The organism is Haemophilus sp. THUN1692 (genome assembly GCF_059704395.1).
Map to the genome: position 1 here is coordinate 313,164 of NZ_AP046579.1, position 15,037 is coordinate 328,200.

15 protein-coding genes are annotated in these 15,037 nt (G+C 39.4%); 12 read left to right on the forward strand and 3 right to left on the reverse strand.

Annotated features, from left to right (window positions below):
* Positions 1-92: 92 nt before the first annotated feature.
* The 3 genes from AC6H0A_RS01435 to AC6H0A_RS01445 form a co-directional block, all read right to left on the reverse strand.
* Entirely contained in the window at positions 93-1,064 is a 972-nt protein-coding gene (locus AC6H0A_RS01435; protein WP_497512279.1) for a hypothetical protein, read from the reverse strand.
* Positions 1,065-1,130: 66 nt separating this feature from the next.
* Positions 1,131-1,355, reverse strand: coding sequence for a hypothetical protein (locus AC6H0A_RS01440; protein ID WP_005640520.1), 225 nt, complete (start codon positions 1,353-1,355; stop codon positions 1,131-1,133).
* A gap of 2 nt (positions 1,356-1,357) precedes the next feature.
* A complete protein-coding gene (locus tag AC6H0A_RS01445) occupies positions 1,358-2,011 on the reverse strand; it encodes a hypothetical protein (protein WP_005640523.1) in 654 nt (217 codons plus the stop codon).
* A gap of 775 nt (positions 2,012-2,786) precedes the next feature.
* Between AC6H0A_RS01445 and AC6H0A_RS01450 the strand changes: the two genes are divergently transcribed.
* The 12 genes from AC6H0A_RS01450 (at position 2,787) to AC6H0A_RS01505 (ending at position 15,037) form a co-directional block, all read left to right on the forward strand.
* Positions 2,787-3,110 carry a Mor transcription activator family protein gene (locus tag AC6H0A_RS01450; RefSeq protein ID WP_005640525.1) on the forward strand — a complete coding sequence of 108 codons (324 nt, stop codon included), beginning with the start codon at positions 2,787-2,789 and terminating at the stop codon, positions 3,108-3,110.
* Positions 3,097-3,975: a hypothetical protein gene (locus AC6H0A_RS01455; protein WP_005640527.1), complete on the forward strand. Its 879-nt coding sequence runs from the start codon at positions 3,097-3,099 to the stop codon at positions 3,973-3,975. The genes AC6H0A_RS01450 and AC6H0A_RS01455 overlap by 14 nt, the downstream gene beginning before the upstream one ends.
* Positions 3,976-3,978: 3 nt before the next feature.
* Positions 3,979-4,911, forward strand: coding sequence for a hypothetical protein (locus AC6H0A_RS01460; RefSeq protein WP_005640530.1), 933 nt, complete (start codon positions 3,979-3,981; stop codon positions 4,909-4,911).
* Positions 4,912-5,228: 317 nt separating this feature from the next.
* Entirely contained in the window at positions 5,229-5,345 is a 117-nt protein-coding gene (locus AC6H0A_RS01465) for a hypothetical protein (RefSeq protein ID WP_290438348.1), read from the forward strand.
* Positions 5,346-5,395: 50 nt separating this feature from the next.
* The gene (locus tag AC6H0A_RS01470) at positions 5,396-5,545 is read left to right on the forward strand and encodes a YadA C-terminal domain-containing protein (RefSeq protein ID WP_290438347.1); all 150 of its coding nucleotides are present in this window, start codon (positions 5,396-5,398) and stop codon (positions 5,543-5,545) included.
* Between the two features lie 459 nt (positions 5,546-6,004).
* On the forward strand, positions 6,005-6,604 hold the full coding sequence (locus tag AC6H0A_RS01475) for a 4Fe-4S dicluster domain-containing protein (RefSeq protein ID WP_044232328.1): 600 nt from the start codon (positions 6,005-6,007) through the stop codon (positions 6,602-6,604).
* 42 nt (positions 6,605-6,646) lie between these two features.
* Positions 6,647-8,668, forward strand: coding sequence for a hydrogenase 4 subunit B (gene hyfB / locus AC6H0A_RS01480; RefSeq protein ID WP_497512283.1), 2,022 nt, complete (start codon positions 6,647-6,649; stop codon positions 8,666-8,668).
* Between the two features lie 9 nt (positions 8,669-8,677).
* The gene (locus AC6H0A_RS01485) at positions 8,678-9,640 is read left to right on the forward strand and encodes a respiratory chain complex I subunit 1 family protein (protein WP_005640537.1); all 963 of its coding nucleotides are present in this window, start codon (positions 8,678-8,680) and stop codon (positions 9,638-9,640) included.
* Between the two features lie 9 nt (positions 9,641-9,649).
* Positions 9,650-11,095: a hydrogenase 4 subunit D gene (locus AC6H0A_RS01490; protein WP_005640539.1), complete on the forward strand. Its 1,446-nt coding sequence runs from the start codon at positions 9,650-9,652 to the stop codon at positions 11,093-11,095.
* Positions 11,096-11,105: 10 nt separating this feature from the next.
* Positions 11,106-11,744: a hydrogenase 4 membrane subunit gene (gene hyfE, locus AC6H0A_RS01495; RefSeq protein WP_005640541.1), complete on the forward strand. Its 639-nt coding sequence runs from the start codon at positions 11,106-11,108 to the stop codon at positions 11,742-11,744.
* A 4-nt stretch (positions 11,745-11,748) separates the two neighbouring features.
* Positions 11,749-13,287 carry a hydrogenase 4 subunit F gene (locus AC6H0A_RS01500; protein WP_005640543.1) on the forward strand — a complete coding sequence of 513 codons (1,539 nt, stop codon included), beginning with the start codon at positions 11,749-11,751 and terminating at the stop codon, positions 13,285-13,287.
* A gap of 19 nt (positions 13,288-13,306) precedes the next feature.
* Positions 13,307-15,037, forward strand: coding sequence for a hydrogenase large subunit (locus AC6H0A_RS01505; RefSeq protein ID WP_005640545.1), 1,731 nt, complete (start codon positions 13,307-13,309; stop codon positions 15,035-15,037).

Genomic DNA, 15,037 nt, shown 5'->3' on the forward strand with positions numbered 1-15,037 from the left:
TTCTCCTAGATAATAAAACGCCCGAATAAATCGGGCTTACTAGGGAATTATTTTTAAAATAGAAACTTTTAAAATTAAAGTAATTTAATTATTTATCCTAGAATTTTGGCATCTAAAATACTGTTCATTCTTTCATCAAGTTCTACGCCGTTATAACCTTCTTTCGCCCATTCGGGTAAATCACTATCACTCGGTGTATCATTAATTTGAAACTCTGTTTTTAATTCCGATAGTATCAACTGATACTCCGCCAACATTCCGCTCATAAATTGTTTATGGGCAATGCCTGTTCGCTCGCTATGCTCTGTTAAAGCTTTAAAAGCGGCATATACTTTACCTCTCAAAATTGCTTCCGCTTGATAACTTAAAGTAGTAGCTTCTTCCCTAAGCTTCGCCCCTTCCTCGTCGGGTGTCATTGTTTCGATAAGGCGTTGTGCTTTTGCTAAATCTGAAGAAATTCTATCAATATGATCGTTTTTGTTTTGAATAAAACGCTCTTGAGCGTAGTAGTTTTCCCTTGTTTCTTCTAGTTGTTGTTTTGCTTCGTTTAATTCTTCGGCTTGTTCTTCTATGGTATCACTTAATTTTTCAATCATTTTTTCAGCTTCCGCCAATTTTTCTACTAATCGGCTTTTATCTTCATCTTCTGAAAAATCTATTTTTGCGATATCAATGAGCGTTTCATCGGGTAGTTTTCTTAAACGGCGCATTTCTCTGTCTGATACGCCTAATCGTAGGCTTTCTTTATATAGTGGTTCACCTAAATCTCGCAAATAATTCAAGTGGTTATTTACTGTTTCGTAAGAAATGCCTAAATGTTGGCAAAATTCTTTAAATGTACTTATTCTTTTCTCTTCACCAGTATTTTTATCTATAACTAATAAACCTTTGTAAGCCTTTTTCTCTTTAATTTTCTCAATCGTTTTTAATTCTCCAAATTCTAGAAATCTTTTAGCAAAATTAAAGGCTTCTACCCGTCCTAATAAAATATAGGCTTCCGCTTTTTCTCTATTAAAGTCATTTTCCATTTTAGATAAAACAGATTGTGCTTCTTGTTGTTCCATTGTGTATTCTCCTATGGTGTTAATAATAACCTCACTTTATCGGCTAAAGTGCGGTTGATTTTGGGGTTAATTTACGGTTTTTAAATCTTCTAATAACACGTCTAATTGCTCTATTTGTTTACTTGCAGTGTTTGCAATCGCACGGATCAAGCGGGCTACGCCTCCGCTATCTATTTGCTCTCGTCCATTAAAAGAAGAAAGTAAATCATCTAGCGTTTCAAGGGCGTGAATTTGATCCCGCAAGTCGTAGGCTAATTCTTGACAGTCTAAGATCATTGATTGAGTCGTCATTTTTACGCCCCTTGTAAATTTTCGGCTAATTGATTTAATCTTTTTACTTGTTGATCGGTTTTTTTAGCCGTTTCATTTGTACGATTAAGTAAATCATATAAAGGGCTAATAACGCTTGAAATCAGATCGGCTAAATGGTCGTAATCTAAGGTAGATTGCGGACTTACTCTCGTTAATAACGTTTCAACCATAAAAAAGGCGTTTTTCATTCTTTCCATATTGATGAAGTCATCTTCACTTAATAAATAATGATATTCAGTATGAAAAAATGCTTTTAAAAAGGCTTGCGTTTCTGTATTAAATTGCTGTTGTTGAATGGTTTGCTCAATCGGGCTGGCTTGCATACGTTCTAACACAAAATGCACGCAAGCTTTCACGCTATGATTGACTTCATCGGTCATTTTTTGAATATAAAGCAACATTGCTTCAGCTGTTAAGCGGTAATCTATGACGCCTTTTCCGTCTAAGCCATAAAACGGAACATAATCAACATTTAATCGAAATTGTAAATGATTAAGCAGGGTATTGAGTGCCACAGGTGGGCGGAAAGGTAAACCAAGTTTAGTACTAAATTCACTCACCGAAAAAACAGCTTGATGTTTACCGTTAATCACTTGAGAAAGCGAAGTAAAGGCGGGGCAGGTTGATGTGTTCATTGTGAACTCCTTTGTAAATTTTCGAAATTTTTCCCTTAAATAAGGGTGCCAAGAGGTTCGAAAGCCCTACAAAGACGGCTGGAGTTATTTCCCTTTCGGGTGTTGTATTCCTCGCCCTCTCGGCATTGAGTTTAAAAAATGGTATATTTTCGCCCTAAAATTTGGTAAATTTCAGGTACAAAAAAACCGCTTGTCTATCGGGTGCGGTTATCCGCTTTGTAGTAAGGTTTCGACACCTTGAGAACAACTATACGCTAGCCAATTCAATAAATCAATAGCTAATAGCAAAAAATGTAGCAATTACACCTTTTTTTGAATATACTAAAACCATAACTTATTGATTTTTATCTACTTTATGTTTAAACGAAAGTTGAAACGTTACATTTAATGTAAACATCAAATGATTTTTTCAGACAGTCTGAAAAATTTCTGAATAAATCTCATAACTCATTGATTTTTATTGATTTCATTTTTTAAAATTTCTGTATGTCTGAAAAATGCGTATATAGACTATTATCCTAATAGACTAGCCTTCATTTCTCTATTCTCACTATTTGCAATTTAACGCCCTAAACGGGCGGTTCAGCTTATCCGCTATATTTCCCCGTCTTTACCTGTTTAGCCTGTTTATAAACGCCTATTTTCTTCTCTTTTTGCTTTTCTGTTGAATACGTGGGGCTTTTTTGTGTGTTGGTTTTCTTAAAGCAGTTTAAAAGGCGGTTTTCTTAAAGCGCTTTAAGATAACTTCATTGATTGGGTAAATGGAGAAATTAGAGTGCGTACAACACAATCTGAACGTTCTTATAAACACTTTATTGAATCTTTGGAAGATTGCATAGAAAAAGCCTATGAAGGAGCTAATAACAATAAAGGGGAATTTCAGAAAATCTTCCTTGAACATTTCTATAAATATAACGCTGGCTTAAATGTTTATATTCCTAAAGGGCAATATAGTGCGGTTATGAATACTGCTAGAAATAACTTAATCAGAAAAAAATTCAACGGTGCAAATCATACTGAACTAGCGATGAAATATGGCGTAAGCCTTCAATGGATTTATAAAATTGTAAAAGAGAAACAACCTTATGAATTGGATTGAAATTTTTAAAGCGGGCAAGCGGAAAGACGCTAACGGCGTAGAAGTAGAAATTACGCCCGCCGATTTGCAACAAGCGGTAAACGCTTACGATGTGGATACATTTGAAGCCCCTGCGGTGATTGGACACCCAGAACATAATCACCCTGCTTATGCGTGGGTAAAAGGTTTGAGGCTCGATAATGATGTATTAAAAGCGGAATTTCACCAAGTCGATCCCGCTTTTTCTGAAATGGTGGAGAATGGGCGATTTAAAAAGGTTTCCGCCTCGTTCTATTTGCCTGATAGTGAAAGCAATCCGAAAAAAGGTTTTCTCTATTTGCGTCACGTTGGCTTTTTAGGGGCGGTACCGCCAGCGGTGAAAGGGTTGAAAAATCCGATTTTTGCCGAAAATGAAGCGGGCGTGGTGGATTTTTCAGATTATGAAAATGAACCGTCAGAACTGGAAAAATTAAAAGCCGAAAATGCACGCTTAAAAAATCAATTAAGTAAAAATCAGATTTCAGATTTTACCGAAAATTTAATTAAGCAAGGAAAATTAGCCCCCAAAGTGCGAAAAGAAGCGGAAGCAATTTTGCATTATGCCGAACGTATAGGAAAAGGCGAAACGCTAGACTTTAATGAGGGCGAAAGCCTGCTACAAAAAGTACAAGATTTTTTAACCGCTCAACCGCAAATTATTACATTTGTCGAAGTCGCAACGAAAGAAAATGCAGTAAGCAAAACAGAAGAAGATTTTATTCAATATGCGGAAAATACCCCGCCTGAAATGATTGAATTAGATCAGAAAATCCGAACCTATGCCAAAGTGAACAAAATCAGTTACACCGAAGCATTTGATATTATCTGTAAACCAAGAGGAAAATAAAAAATGAGTTTAGCCGATAAACGTATTCAAGATCCTGTTTTAACCGAATTAGCTCAAGGTTATTATAATAATGAGTTAGTCGCCGAAGCCTTAATGCCGGTAGTTGAAATTGAAAAAGAAGCGGGACGCATTCCGCAATTTGGGCGTTTAGCGTTCCAAGTGCGTTCAACGGTGCGTGAATTGCACGGCGATTCTAACCGCTTAACGCCTGAAGATGTCACCTCTTTAGCGATTGAGTTAAAAGAACACGATATTGAATACCCGATTGATTATCGTGAAGATAATGATGCAAGCTATCCATTAAAACGCTTTGTGGTTCGCACGGTGCAAGATGTGATCGCTTTAGGGCGTGAAGTAGAAGTGGCAAAAATTGCTCAAAATCCTGATAATTATTTGGATTCAAATAAAATTGTGCTATCGGGAAATAGTCAATTTACGAATGCAAAATCTAATCCGTTAAAAATTATTGATGAAGGCTTAAATGCTGTTGCTGCGGTTATTGGTAGAGTGCCGAATGTGTGCGTAATTGCCTCTGATGTGTGGGTAGCCTTAAAAGAAAATGAAGTATTATTAGAACGCATTAAATACACCCGCACGGGCATTTTAACGCCTGCAATTTTTGCGGAATTGATTGGGGTTGATGTAGTAAAAATTGGTTCAGCCTCGCAAGAAAAGAACGGTAAATTAGAAAAAATTTGGTCTAATTGCATTGTTTTAGCTTACGTTCCGCAAAAAGAAGTAAAACAAGGTAACCAGCAAGAACGCAACATTTTTGAGCCGTCCTACGGCTACACCGTCCGCCGTCAAAATGGCTTATTTGTGGACACCTACCAAGAAAAAGGCGGTAAAGTAGAAATTATCCGTTGTACCGATATTCACGCCCCGCATTTAGTGGGTAAACCTGCGGGGTATTTGATTACAGGTTGCATTAAATAGAACTAGTGAACAATAGATAAAATCTTTCAATTATCTGTTTATTTACACCTTTACAAAAATTTCCTTGTTGATTGAAGATCGTCACTAAAGACGTTAAAAAGCGAAAAAGGCTTTTACTTTCCTTATAGTAAAAGCCTTTTTTGTGTAATAACGTTTCAATATATGAAAGTTTTTTGATAATTGATTTATCTCGCTTTTTTTGTGGTGGTTATCTCGCTCGGGTTTAAAATATCAATGTAAGTGGTTCAGATGGTGAAACACCTACTAAAATTACAGGTGTGGCTCCAGGTGAAATTTCATCAACTTCAAAAGATGCTGTGAATGGTAGCCAGTTACATGCAATAGCTGCTGGTGTTGGCCATAGACTTGGCGATTTGAATAACAGATCAACCGTGTTGGTAAACGAGCAGATGCGGGTACTGCAAGTGCATTAGCAGCGGCGACTATTCCGCAAGCTTATACACCAGGTAAGAGCTTAGTTAGTATTGCAGCTGGTAACTACCAAGGGCAAAATGGTCTTGCAGTAGGTATGTCTCGTATTTCTGATAACGGTAAGATCATCATCCGTTTATCTGGTACGGCAAATACTCAAGGTAAAACTGGCGTTGCTGCTGGCGTAGGTTACCAATGGTAATCAGCTGGTAGCGAAAACATAATGAAAAAACACCGCAAAGTGCGGTGTTTTTTTATGTCTTTTTTATTTATTCTCATTTAGAAAAGAGGATTTTTATGATGAAAATCTACTTCAAAGCAGTCTCCAAAACTTGCGGGAAATCTACCGCACTTTTGTGCTAAATGAGAAAATGCCAACAGGATTTTAACATTGCATTAGCAATTATTTTTCAATAATTAGTTTAATAGTATCAATCACTTACAATCTTAACAAATTGAATTGAGAGTCAATCTCAATACGAAATTTTCCCTTCGATAAAAATAAAAAAATTTATGATCTCAGTCAATAAAACAATCGTTTTACTCTAGTTTGGGTAACTCTGAAGGAGTATCCTTATTTCCAGAGTGGTTATTGTGATGTATTGGCGTAATGCCTTCCACCTACTTTCTGTTTCTATCTATACATACTTTGGGGGAAAATATGAACCGTTTTGTTATAGGTGATCCGAAAGATTGCATTGGATGCAATACCTGTATGGCTGCTTGCAGCGAAGTACACAAAACTTTTGGATTACAATCCTTTCCGCGGTTACAAGTAATGCGTAACGACGATATTACTGTGCCGATTTTATGTCGTCATTGTGATGATTCACCTTGTGCTACGGTATGCCCTGTACATGCAATTAAGCACGAAAATGACACTATTCAATTAAACGAAGGTTTGTGTATTGGCTGTAAACTTTGCGCCATTGCTTGTCCATTCGGGGCGATTACTCAACACGGTAGCGCACCATTAGATGCACCAAATCACTACAACAGTTTCTCTTTCACTGATGCGGTAAAACGTGATATTCGCACTGCACCGAATAATACCGATGTTCATAATATGCTTGCATGGGAACCTGGTGTAAAAGCTATCGCAGTGAAATGCGACCTTTGCTATTTCCGTGAAGAAGGTCCTGCTTGTATGCAAACTTGCCCAACAAAAACTTTATTCTTAATTAGTGATGAGAGTATCGAACAAGCAAATCGCAAAAAACGCGAAATGGCAATGATGGGTTCTCCTGTCGTGCCAAGATAAAAGTTTATTGTTTGTTTACTCGTTAATCAATGGAGTGAAATTATGAGTTCTTCAATCAGTTTACTCATCACGTCCTTGTTGATTTATGTCATTGGTGCGTTTATTTCTCTCGCTGTGCGAAAAAATGAACAACTTTCAATCAATATATCCGGCATGACTGGTGTACTTGGTGGCTTGTTAGGCATTGTTGCCTGCATTCCCGTGCTTATCAGCAACGATACGGTCGTTGATGTGTTTTCAACCCCTTTCGACTTCGCCCAATTTTCAATCCGCATTGACGGATTAGCTGCGTTTATGGTGTGTGTAATTTCTTTAATGGTTATTATCACCGCACTTTATTCCTTTTCCTATGTGAAAGAATACATTGGCAAAGGCGCTGGCACAATGGGTTTCTTTATGAATTTGTTCATCGCCTCAATGGTTGCCTTAGTCACCAGCGATAACGCTTTCTACTTTTTAGTGTTCTTTGAAATGATGTCTTTGGCATCTTACTTTTTAGTACTGACCGAACAAGATGACAACGCAACCAATGCGGGCTTATTGTATTTCTTCATTGCTCACGCTGGTTCTGTGTTGATTATGATCGCTTTCTTTATTTTCTATTGCTACGCAGGTAGCTTTGAATTTAAAGCCTTCCGCCACACAGAGCTTTCAATGCCTTTAGCCTTTACGGTATTTATTTTGGCATTTCTTGGTTTTGGCGCAAAAGCAGGGATGATTCCATTGCATAGCTGGTTACCAAAAGCTCACCCAGCTGCACCTTCTCATGCTTCTGCAATGATGTCTGGTGTGATGGTTAAAATCGGTATCTTTGGGATTATCAAAGTTGGTATTGATCTACTTGGCGCACACAATATGTGGTTTGGTGTGATTGTGCTTGCTTTTGGCGCAGTTTCTTCTGTGCTTGGCGTACTTTATGCCTTAGCAGAACATGACATCAAAAAACTTTTGGCGTATCACACCGTAGAAAACATCGGCATTATTATGATGGGTGTGGGTGTCGGTATGATTGGTATGGCCATTCATAATCCTGTGCTTGCTATTGTCGGTTTACTTGGCGGTTTATATCACTTACTTAACCATGCGGTATTCAAAGGCTTATTGTTCTTGGGCGCTGGTTCTGTGATGTACCGTTTACATTCAAAAGATATGGATTTAATGGGCGGACTTGGAAAATTAATGCCATTTACTGCTTTCTGTTTCTTGATTGGTACTATGGCAATTTCAGCATTACCACCGTTTAACGGTTTTGTGAGTGAATGGTTTACTTATCAATCTTTATTCGACTTAAGCCAACACAATGATGTGGTATTACGTATCGCAGGCCCTGTTGCAATCATTATGCTTGCCTTAACAGGTGCGCTTGCCGCACTTTGTTTCGTGAAAGTGTATGGCATTAGCTTTGGTGGTGCACCACGCAGCGAAAAAGCAGCACATGCACGCGAAGTGCCAAAACCAATGGTGATTGCAATGGCAATCTTGGCATTATTCTGCGTACTTTTAGGCGTAGGCGCTTCTGTGGTCACTCCAATAATTGCCAATATTGCAACCGCACTTTCTCATAATGAAATGCTTAATTTAGCAGAAAATGGCGTAGTGGTAGCAAGCAATACACCGAATACGGCGCTTTCTACACCAATGGTGAGCATTATGTTGATTGCATTCTTTGTGCTGCCGTTTATGTATTACGCTTATACCAAAGGCAATCGTATGGCAGATCGTACAAAAGGCAATCCTTGGGCTTGTGGTTATGCTTACGAAATGGATATGGCAGCCTCTGCGGGTAGTTTTACTCGTCCGCTTCGTATCATCTTCAAGCCACTTTATACCTTGCGTCAAGTGCTTGATCCTGCGCCTGCTGGTGCAAAAGGTATCAATGCATTAATTTCAGGTGCGACCAAAACAGAACCATTCTGGGAAGAAAAAGTAACAATGCCGATTGCGCATTTTATCCCATGGTTAGGTCGTAAAATTCAATGGCTACAACAAGGCGACTTCCGCGTTTATTGCGTGTACTTCGTGATTGCCTTGGTTGTGTTATTACTTTCCATTGCGTTGATGTAGGAGGAAATTATGATTTCATTACCTTCAGAAATTTCCACTTCCGCTGGAATGTTCCTTTTAGCCATTGTGCAAGCGTTAATTCTTCTTGCTTTGGCACCGCTCTTTTCAGGCATTTCACGGATGATTCGGGCTCGTATTCAATCCCGTCGTGGCCCGGGCTTGTTACAAGATTATCGCGACATTGCTAAATTAATGACACGTCAAAATATTTGGCCAGATAATGCGGGTTGGGTATCTCGTGCTATGCCTTATGTGTTAATTAGCACAGTCATGGTGGTTGCAATGAGTTTACCCATGTTTACTCATCACTCACCTTTTGGGGCAGGCAGTGATTTAATCACCGTTATTTATTTGTTCGCGTTGTTCCGCTTTTTCTTTTCAATTGCGGGTTTGGATTCTAACAGTACTTTCTCAAGTTTAGGTGCAAGCCGTGAGGTGACATTAGGCGTACTTGTTGAACCTATCTTAATGTTGGCATTCATTGTGATTGCTTTAATTGCAGGTTCTACAAATTTTGCAGTAATTAGCACCGCACTTTCTAGCCAACCTTGGCAATATCCCGTTGCAACAGTAATTGCCTTAGTTGCCGCTGCTTTTGCGATCTTTATTGAAATGGGCAAAATTCCATTTGACTTGGCTGAAGCAGAACAAGAACTTCAAGAAGGCCCACTTACTGAATATTCAGGCCCTTCTTTCGCCTTATTAAAAGTCGGTTTGAGTTTAAAATCAATGGTGGTTGCCTCTATCTTTGTGAGCGTGCTTTTCCCATTCGGTGCAGCACAAGAGTTCACGGTAAGTGCGGTCATTTTAGGTATCGTTTCTTTCTTTGTGAAATTACTCGTGGTATTTATCGCCGCATGTGTGTTTGAAAACACATTGGCACGTACCCGCTTTATGCTAACAGGACGTTTAACTGTGGTCGGCTTCGGCATTTCAGTGTTGGCGTTTGTGTTTTACTTCACAGGATTGTAAGGAGGAAATATGGAACGTTTAGCACTAATTACAATCATTTTGCCGTTTGTCGGTGCGTTTATTGTGGGGGTGAACAAACAATCTTTCCCTAAAATTGCCACAATTTTTGCCGCACTAGCTACCCTTGGCACACTTGCTGTGGCGGGGCAGTGGTATGCAAATGGCGCACAATCTGTCACCTATGATTTAGTTAAATTTGGTGATACTGCCATCTTCGGCGTGACCTTAGATGCAGTGAGTACATTAATTGCCTTTGCCGTTGTGGGTTTAGGTTTCTTAATTTGCTTATATTCTTGTGGTTATTTAACCGATAAAAACCGCGAACATCCACATAATGGATTACCTCGTTTTTATGCTTTCTTATTGATTTTCATTGGTGCAATGGCAGGCTTGGTGTATTCATCAACTTTAGCGGGTCAGTTGCTTTTCTTTGAAATCACAGGGGGATGTTCTTGGGCATTAATCAGCTATTATCAAAGCCAAAAAGCAATGGCGGCTGCGATGAAAGCGTTGATTATCACTCACGTAGGTTCATTAGGTTTATATCTTGCTGCGGCTTATTTATTTAGCCAATCTGGCACATTCTCTATCACCGCGTTAGAACATCTTGCGCCAGAAGCGAAAACTATTGTGTTGTTTGGGGTGATGTTTGCCGCATGGGGTAAATCAGCACAACTTCCAATGCAAATTTGGTTACCAAATGCGATGGAAGCACCAACACCAGTCAGTGCATATTTGCACGCCGCATCAATGGTAAAAGTGGGCGTCTATATTTTCGCTCGTTCCGTGATGTCTGCTGGTGAAATTCCTCACATTGTGGGTGAAGTGGGAATTGTGATGGCAATGATTACATTGATTTATGGTTTCTTAATGTACTTGCCACAAGCGGATTTAAAACGCTTACTTGCGTATTCAACTATTACTCAACTTTCTTACATTTTCATCGGGCTTTCTCTTGCAGCATTAGGTTCTAAATTAGCTTTTGTTGCAGCGATTGCTTATATCTTTAACCACGCCTTTGCGAAAAGCTTATTCTTCTTGGTAGCGGGTTCATTGAGTTATGCCACTGGCACACGTTCAATGCCTCGTTTACAAGGGATTATGCGCACCATGCCTGTGGTTGGTACAGGATTTGGTATTGCCGCATTGGCTATTGCTGGTGTGCCACCGTTTAACGGTTTCTTCAGCAAATTCCCATTGTTTGCCGCTGGTTTCGACCTCGGGCAAGAATATTCATGGGTAACTTGGTTAATGGTGATTGCGTTGATTGAATCTACGGCAACATTTGTTTGGTTGCTTTATAAATTTGGTCAATGCGTTATCGGTAAACCATCTGAAGACGTGCAAAATGCGCAACCATTGCCATTCTCTATGACATTTGTTTTAGTGATTTTAATGGTGATGTCTGTGTGTTCTAGCTTTATCGCTGCCTATTGGTTAGGTCTTGCGGGTTAAGGAGAGAATTATGTTAATGATCAATGTATTAGCGAGTTTACTCATCATTACATCGCTTTGTGTCATTATGGCAAAAACCGCAAAAAAATCCGCGTTATGCTATGGCTTACAGTCTCTTGTATTGGTGGTGTTATTCGTTTATTTGGCATTTGAAATGCAAGCTCACGAACTTTATATGTGGTCGATTAGTGCATTCATCACGAAAGTATTATTAGTGCCAGGAATTTTAATCTTTTCTTTACGAAAAATTGACGAAAGTCAAACTCCTGCAGGAATGAATATCGCTTGGTTGATCCCGATCACATCTATCATCGTTTGCTTATGTTACTTTGTTGTCATTCCAGTGAATTTACCGTTAGTTGAACATTTAAAACCAGCGTTGTCAGTATCACTTAGCCACTTCCTTTTAGGTTTAGTGTGTATTGTGAGCCAACGCAATATTGTGAAACAAGTTTTCGGTTATTGTTTAATGGAAAACGGTGCGCATTTAACATTGGCTTTACTTGCCAACAATGCACCAGAGTTAGTTGAAATCGGCATTGCCACCGATGCGATTTTTGCGGTCATCATTATGGTCGTATTGGTGAATAAAATTTACCGCACTTTCAACACTGTTGATGCTAAACAACTTATGAGTTTGAAGGGGTAACGCTATGTATGAACAATGGATAATTGCGTTATTAATCGCACCTTTAGTCATCGCTTTTGAAAGCTTTGCACTACGCGGAACAAAAAATCGGACAGTTTGTACCGCATTTCATATTACCGGGTTAATTTTGATGTTGTTCTTTTCCGTACAAGTCATTTCTGGCGTGTTGGAAAAAGGCAGTATCAGTGCATTTAACAACTGGGTGTATGTTGATAGTCTTTCTGCCATTTTCTTAGGCTTAATTGCTGTCGTGGGTTCACTTGCTGGTGTGTATTCCATCGGTTATATGAACACAGAATTGGAAGAAGGGCATATTGATTTTAAAACCTATGCACATTACCACGGTTTCTTACACTTATTCTTCTTTACGATGATTGTGTCAGTTATCACCAATAACTTGATTTTAATGTGGGTTGCCATTGAAGCGACAACATTAAGCTCTGCGTTTTTGGTCGGTACTTACAAACAAAAAACATCCCTTGAAGCCGCGTGGAAATACATCATCATCTGTTCTGTGGGGGTAGCATTCGGTTTATACGGCACACTTTTAACCTTTGCTAATGCAAATGGCGTGCTTGCCGATCCAAGCCAAGCGATTTTCTGGTCAGCCGTAAATCAACAAGCCACAGGTTTAAACCCAATGTTGATGTATATCGCATTCGCTTTCGTATTGATTGGTTTCGGCACGAAGTGCGGTCTATTTCCAATGCATACTTGGTTATCAGACGCACACAGTGAGGCACCAAGCCCAGTGAGTGCAATTTTATCAGCGGTGTTATTAAACTGTGCAATGCTTGTGGTGTTGCGTTACTACACATTGGTTTCAAAAGCAGTTGGCGCAGAATTTTCACAAACTTTAATGTTGATCTTTGGTTTACTTTCAGTGCTTGTAGCGGCGTTATTTATCATCGTGCAATTTGATATTAAACGTATGCTTGCTTACTCAAGTATCGAAAATATGGGCTTAATCAGCTTTGCTTTCGGTCTTGGTGGTCCAATTGGGGTATTTGCAGGTTTACTTCACACTATCAACCACAGTCTTGCGAAAACCTTATTATTCTGTGCATCGGGTAATATTCTATTGAAATATAAAACCCGTGATATGAATCAAGTGCGTGGATTATGGCGTGTTGCACCAGTGAGTGCGGTGCTTTTCGCAGGTGGTGCGTTGGCATTGGGCGGTATCCCTCCATTTAACGTATTTGTGAGTGAATTTAGTGTTGTGGTCGCAGGGATTACAGCGGGTAAAACTTGGTTAGTTATTTTATGCTTAATTTTACTCACTATTGTGCTTGCAGGACTTGCCTTAATGCTATTAAAAACAGTGCTTGGCAAACAACCTGACAATGTTGAAGCAGGCGAAGTCAGTAAAGTCTCTTTGGCGGCAATGGCCATACTATTGTTGTTAATGTTTGTAATGGGTATCCATATTGCAGAGCCAATCTTGCAGTTACTAAAAAGTGCGGTAGGAATTGTGCTTGGATCTGAACATGTATCCTTTGGCGATATGCTAGTTTTACCTTGGCAAAGTTTAGCGAAATGATCGACAACTGGGGGAAAAAATGGAATTAACTAAAAAGACATCGGTCGATCCGGTAAAAATGCTCGGCAAAAATTATATTGAAGCCGTCAATGCAAAATTTCCGAATACCATTTTAGATGAGGAGTGGTCTATACCGAATCAAGTAACTTTAACGGTGAAAACCAATATGTTACCTGATGTGGTGGAATATCTTTACTATCAACATGAAGGCTGGTTGCCATTAGTTTTTGGTAACGATGAACGTTCAATTCATGGTCATTATACTGTTTATTATGTGCTTTCTATGGAAGGTGTCGTCAAGACTTTTGTGACGATTAAAGCACTCGTGGATCCTGTTACACTCGAATTTCCTTCCGTGACACCAAAAGTCAAAGCGGCGGTGTGGGGCGAACGTGAATTATTTGATATGTACGGTTTAAAAGCCGTCGGTCTTCCCGATCAACGTCGTTTAGTGTTACCAGATGACTGGCCAGATGATCTTTACCCATTACGTAAAGATTCGATGGATTACCGTTTACGTCCAGATCCGACTACGGCAACGGAAACCTACGAGTTTATTAACGAAAAAGGTGAAGCGCGTATTGTGCCTATCGGTCCTCTCCATATTACATCAGATGAACCGGGACACTTCCGTTTGTTTGTTGATGGGGAAGATATTATTGATGCAGACTACCGTTTATTCTATGTACACCGTGGCATGGAAAAATTGGCAGAAACTCGAATGGATTACGATCAAGTCAATTTCTTGGCTGACCGTGTGTGCGGTATCTGTGGTTTTACCCATAGCGTTGCTTATGCTAACTCAGTAGAAAATGCGTTAGGTATTCAAATTCCTGAACGGGCACAATGGATTCGTGCAATTTTGTTGGAAGTTGAACGTTTGCACAGTCATTTATTGAACTTAGGTTTATCTAGCCACTTTACTGGTTTTGATACTGGCTTTATGCAATTCTTCCGTGTTCGTGAAAAATCGATGACACTTGCGGAAGTGCTTACTGGTGCACGTAAAACCTATGGTATCAACTTAATCGGTGGTGTACGCCGTGATATGTTGAAACACCAACGTGAACAATGCATTAAGCTTATTGCAGAAATGCGTGAAGAGCTTAAAACTTTGGTAGATATTTTACTCAATACGCCAAATATGGAACAACGTACTGTGGGCGTAGGTAAATTAGAACGCCAAGTAGCACGTGATTTCAGTCCTGTTGGGCCATTAATTCGTGCCTCTGGTTTTGCCCGTGATGTGCGTAAAGTTCATCCATTCTCAGGCTATGGCGATGTACCATTCAATGTTTTCACTGAAGACGGTTGCGATGTCATTTCTCGTGTGAAAGTGCGGGTAAATGAAGTATTTGAATCCATGAATATCATTGATTATATGGTGGATAACTTGCCAACTGGTGCGATTATCACTGAAGGTTTCAATTACACCCCTGGACGTTTTGCCTTAGGTATTACGGAAGCACCGCGTGGTGAAGATATTCACTGGTCAATGGTTGGTGATAACCAAAAATTATATCGCTGGCGTTGTCGTGCAGCGACTTATGCAAACTGGCCAACTTTACGTTATATGTTGCGTGGCAATACGGTATCAGATGCGCCACTTATCATTGGTAGCCTTGACCCTTGCTATTCTTGTACTGACCGTGTGACTGTGGTGGATGTACGTAAACGCAAAGCTCAAACGGTTTCTTACAAAGAAATCGAACGCTACGGCATTGAACGTAAAAATTCACCATTAAAATAG

Coding starts and splice junctions, on each gene's coding strand:
- AC6H0A_RS01435 (WP_497512279.1), bottom strand. CDS start 1,064: ATGGAACAACAAGAAGCACAATCTGTTTTATCTAAAATGGAAAATGAC.
- AC6H0A_RS01440 (WP_005640520.1), bottom strand. CDS start 1,355: ATGACGACTCAATCAATGATCTTAGACTGTCAAGAATTAGCCTACGAC.
- AC6H0A_RS01445 (WP_005640523.1), bottom strand. CDS start 2,011: ATGAACACATCAACCTGCCCCGCCTTTACTTCGCTTTCTCAAGTGATT.
- AC6H0A_RS01455 (WP_005640527.1), top strand. CDS start 3,097: ATGAATTGGATTGAAATTTTTAAAGCGGGCAAGCGGAAAGACGCTAAC.
- AC6H0A_RS01460 (WP_005640530.1), top strand. CDS start 3,979: ATGAGTTTAGCCGATAAACGTATTCAAGATCCTGTTTTAACCGAATTA.
- AC6H0A_RS01475 (WP_044232328.1), top strand. CDS start 6,005: ATGAACCGTTTTGTTATAGGTGATCCGAAAGATTGCATTGGATGCAAT.
- hyfB (WP_497512283.1), top strand. CDS start 6,647: ATGAGTTCTTCAATCAGTTTACTCATCACGTCCTTGTTGATTTATGTC.
- AC6H0A_RS01485 (WP_005640537.1), top strand. CDS start 8,678: ATGATTTCATTACCTTCAGAAATTTCCACTTCCGCTGGAATGTTCCTT.
- AC6H0A_RS01490 (WP_005640539.1), top strand. CDS start 9,650: ATGGAACGTTTAGCACTAATTACAATCATTTTGCCGTTTGTCGGTGCG.
- hyfE (WP_005640541.1), top strand. CDS start 11,106: ATGTTAATGATCAATGTATTAGCGAGTTTACTCATCATTACATCGCTT.
- AC6H0A_RS01500 (WP_005640543.1), top strand. CDS start 11,749: ATGTATGAACAATGGATAATTGCGTTATTAATCGCACCTTTAGTCATC.
- AC6H0A_RS01505 (WP_005640545.1), top strand. CDS start 13,307: ATGGAATTAACTAAAAAGACATCGGTCGATCCGGTAAAAATGCTCGGC.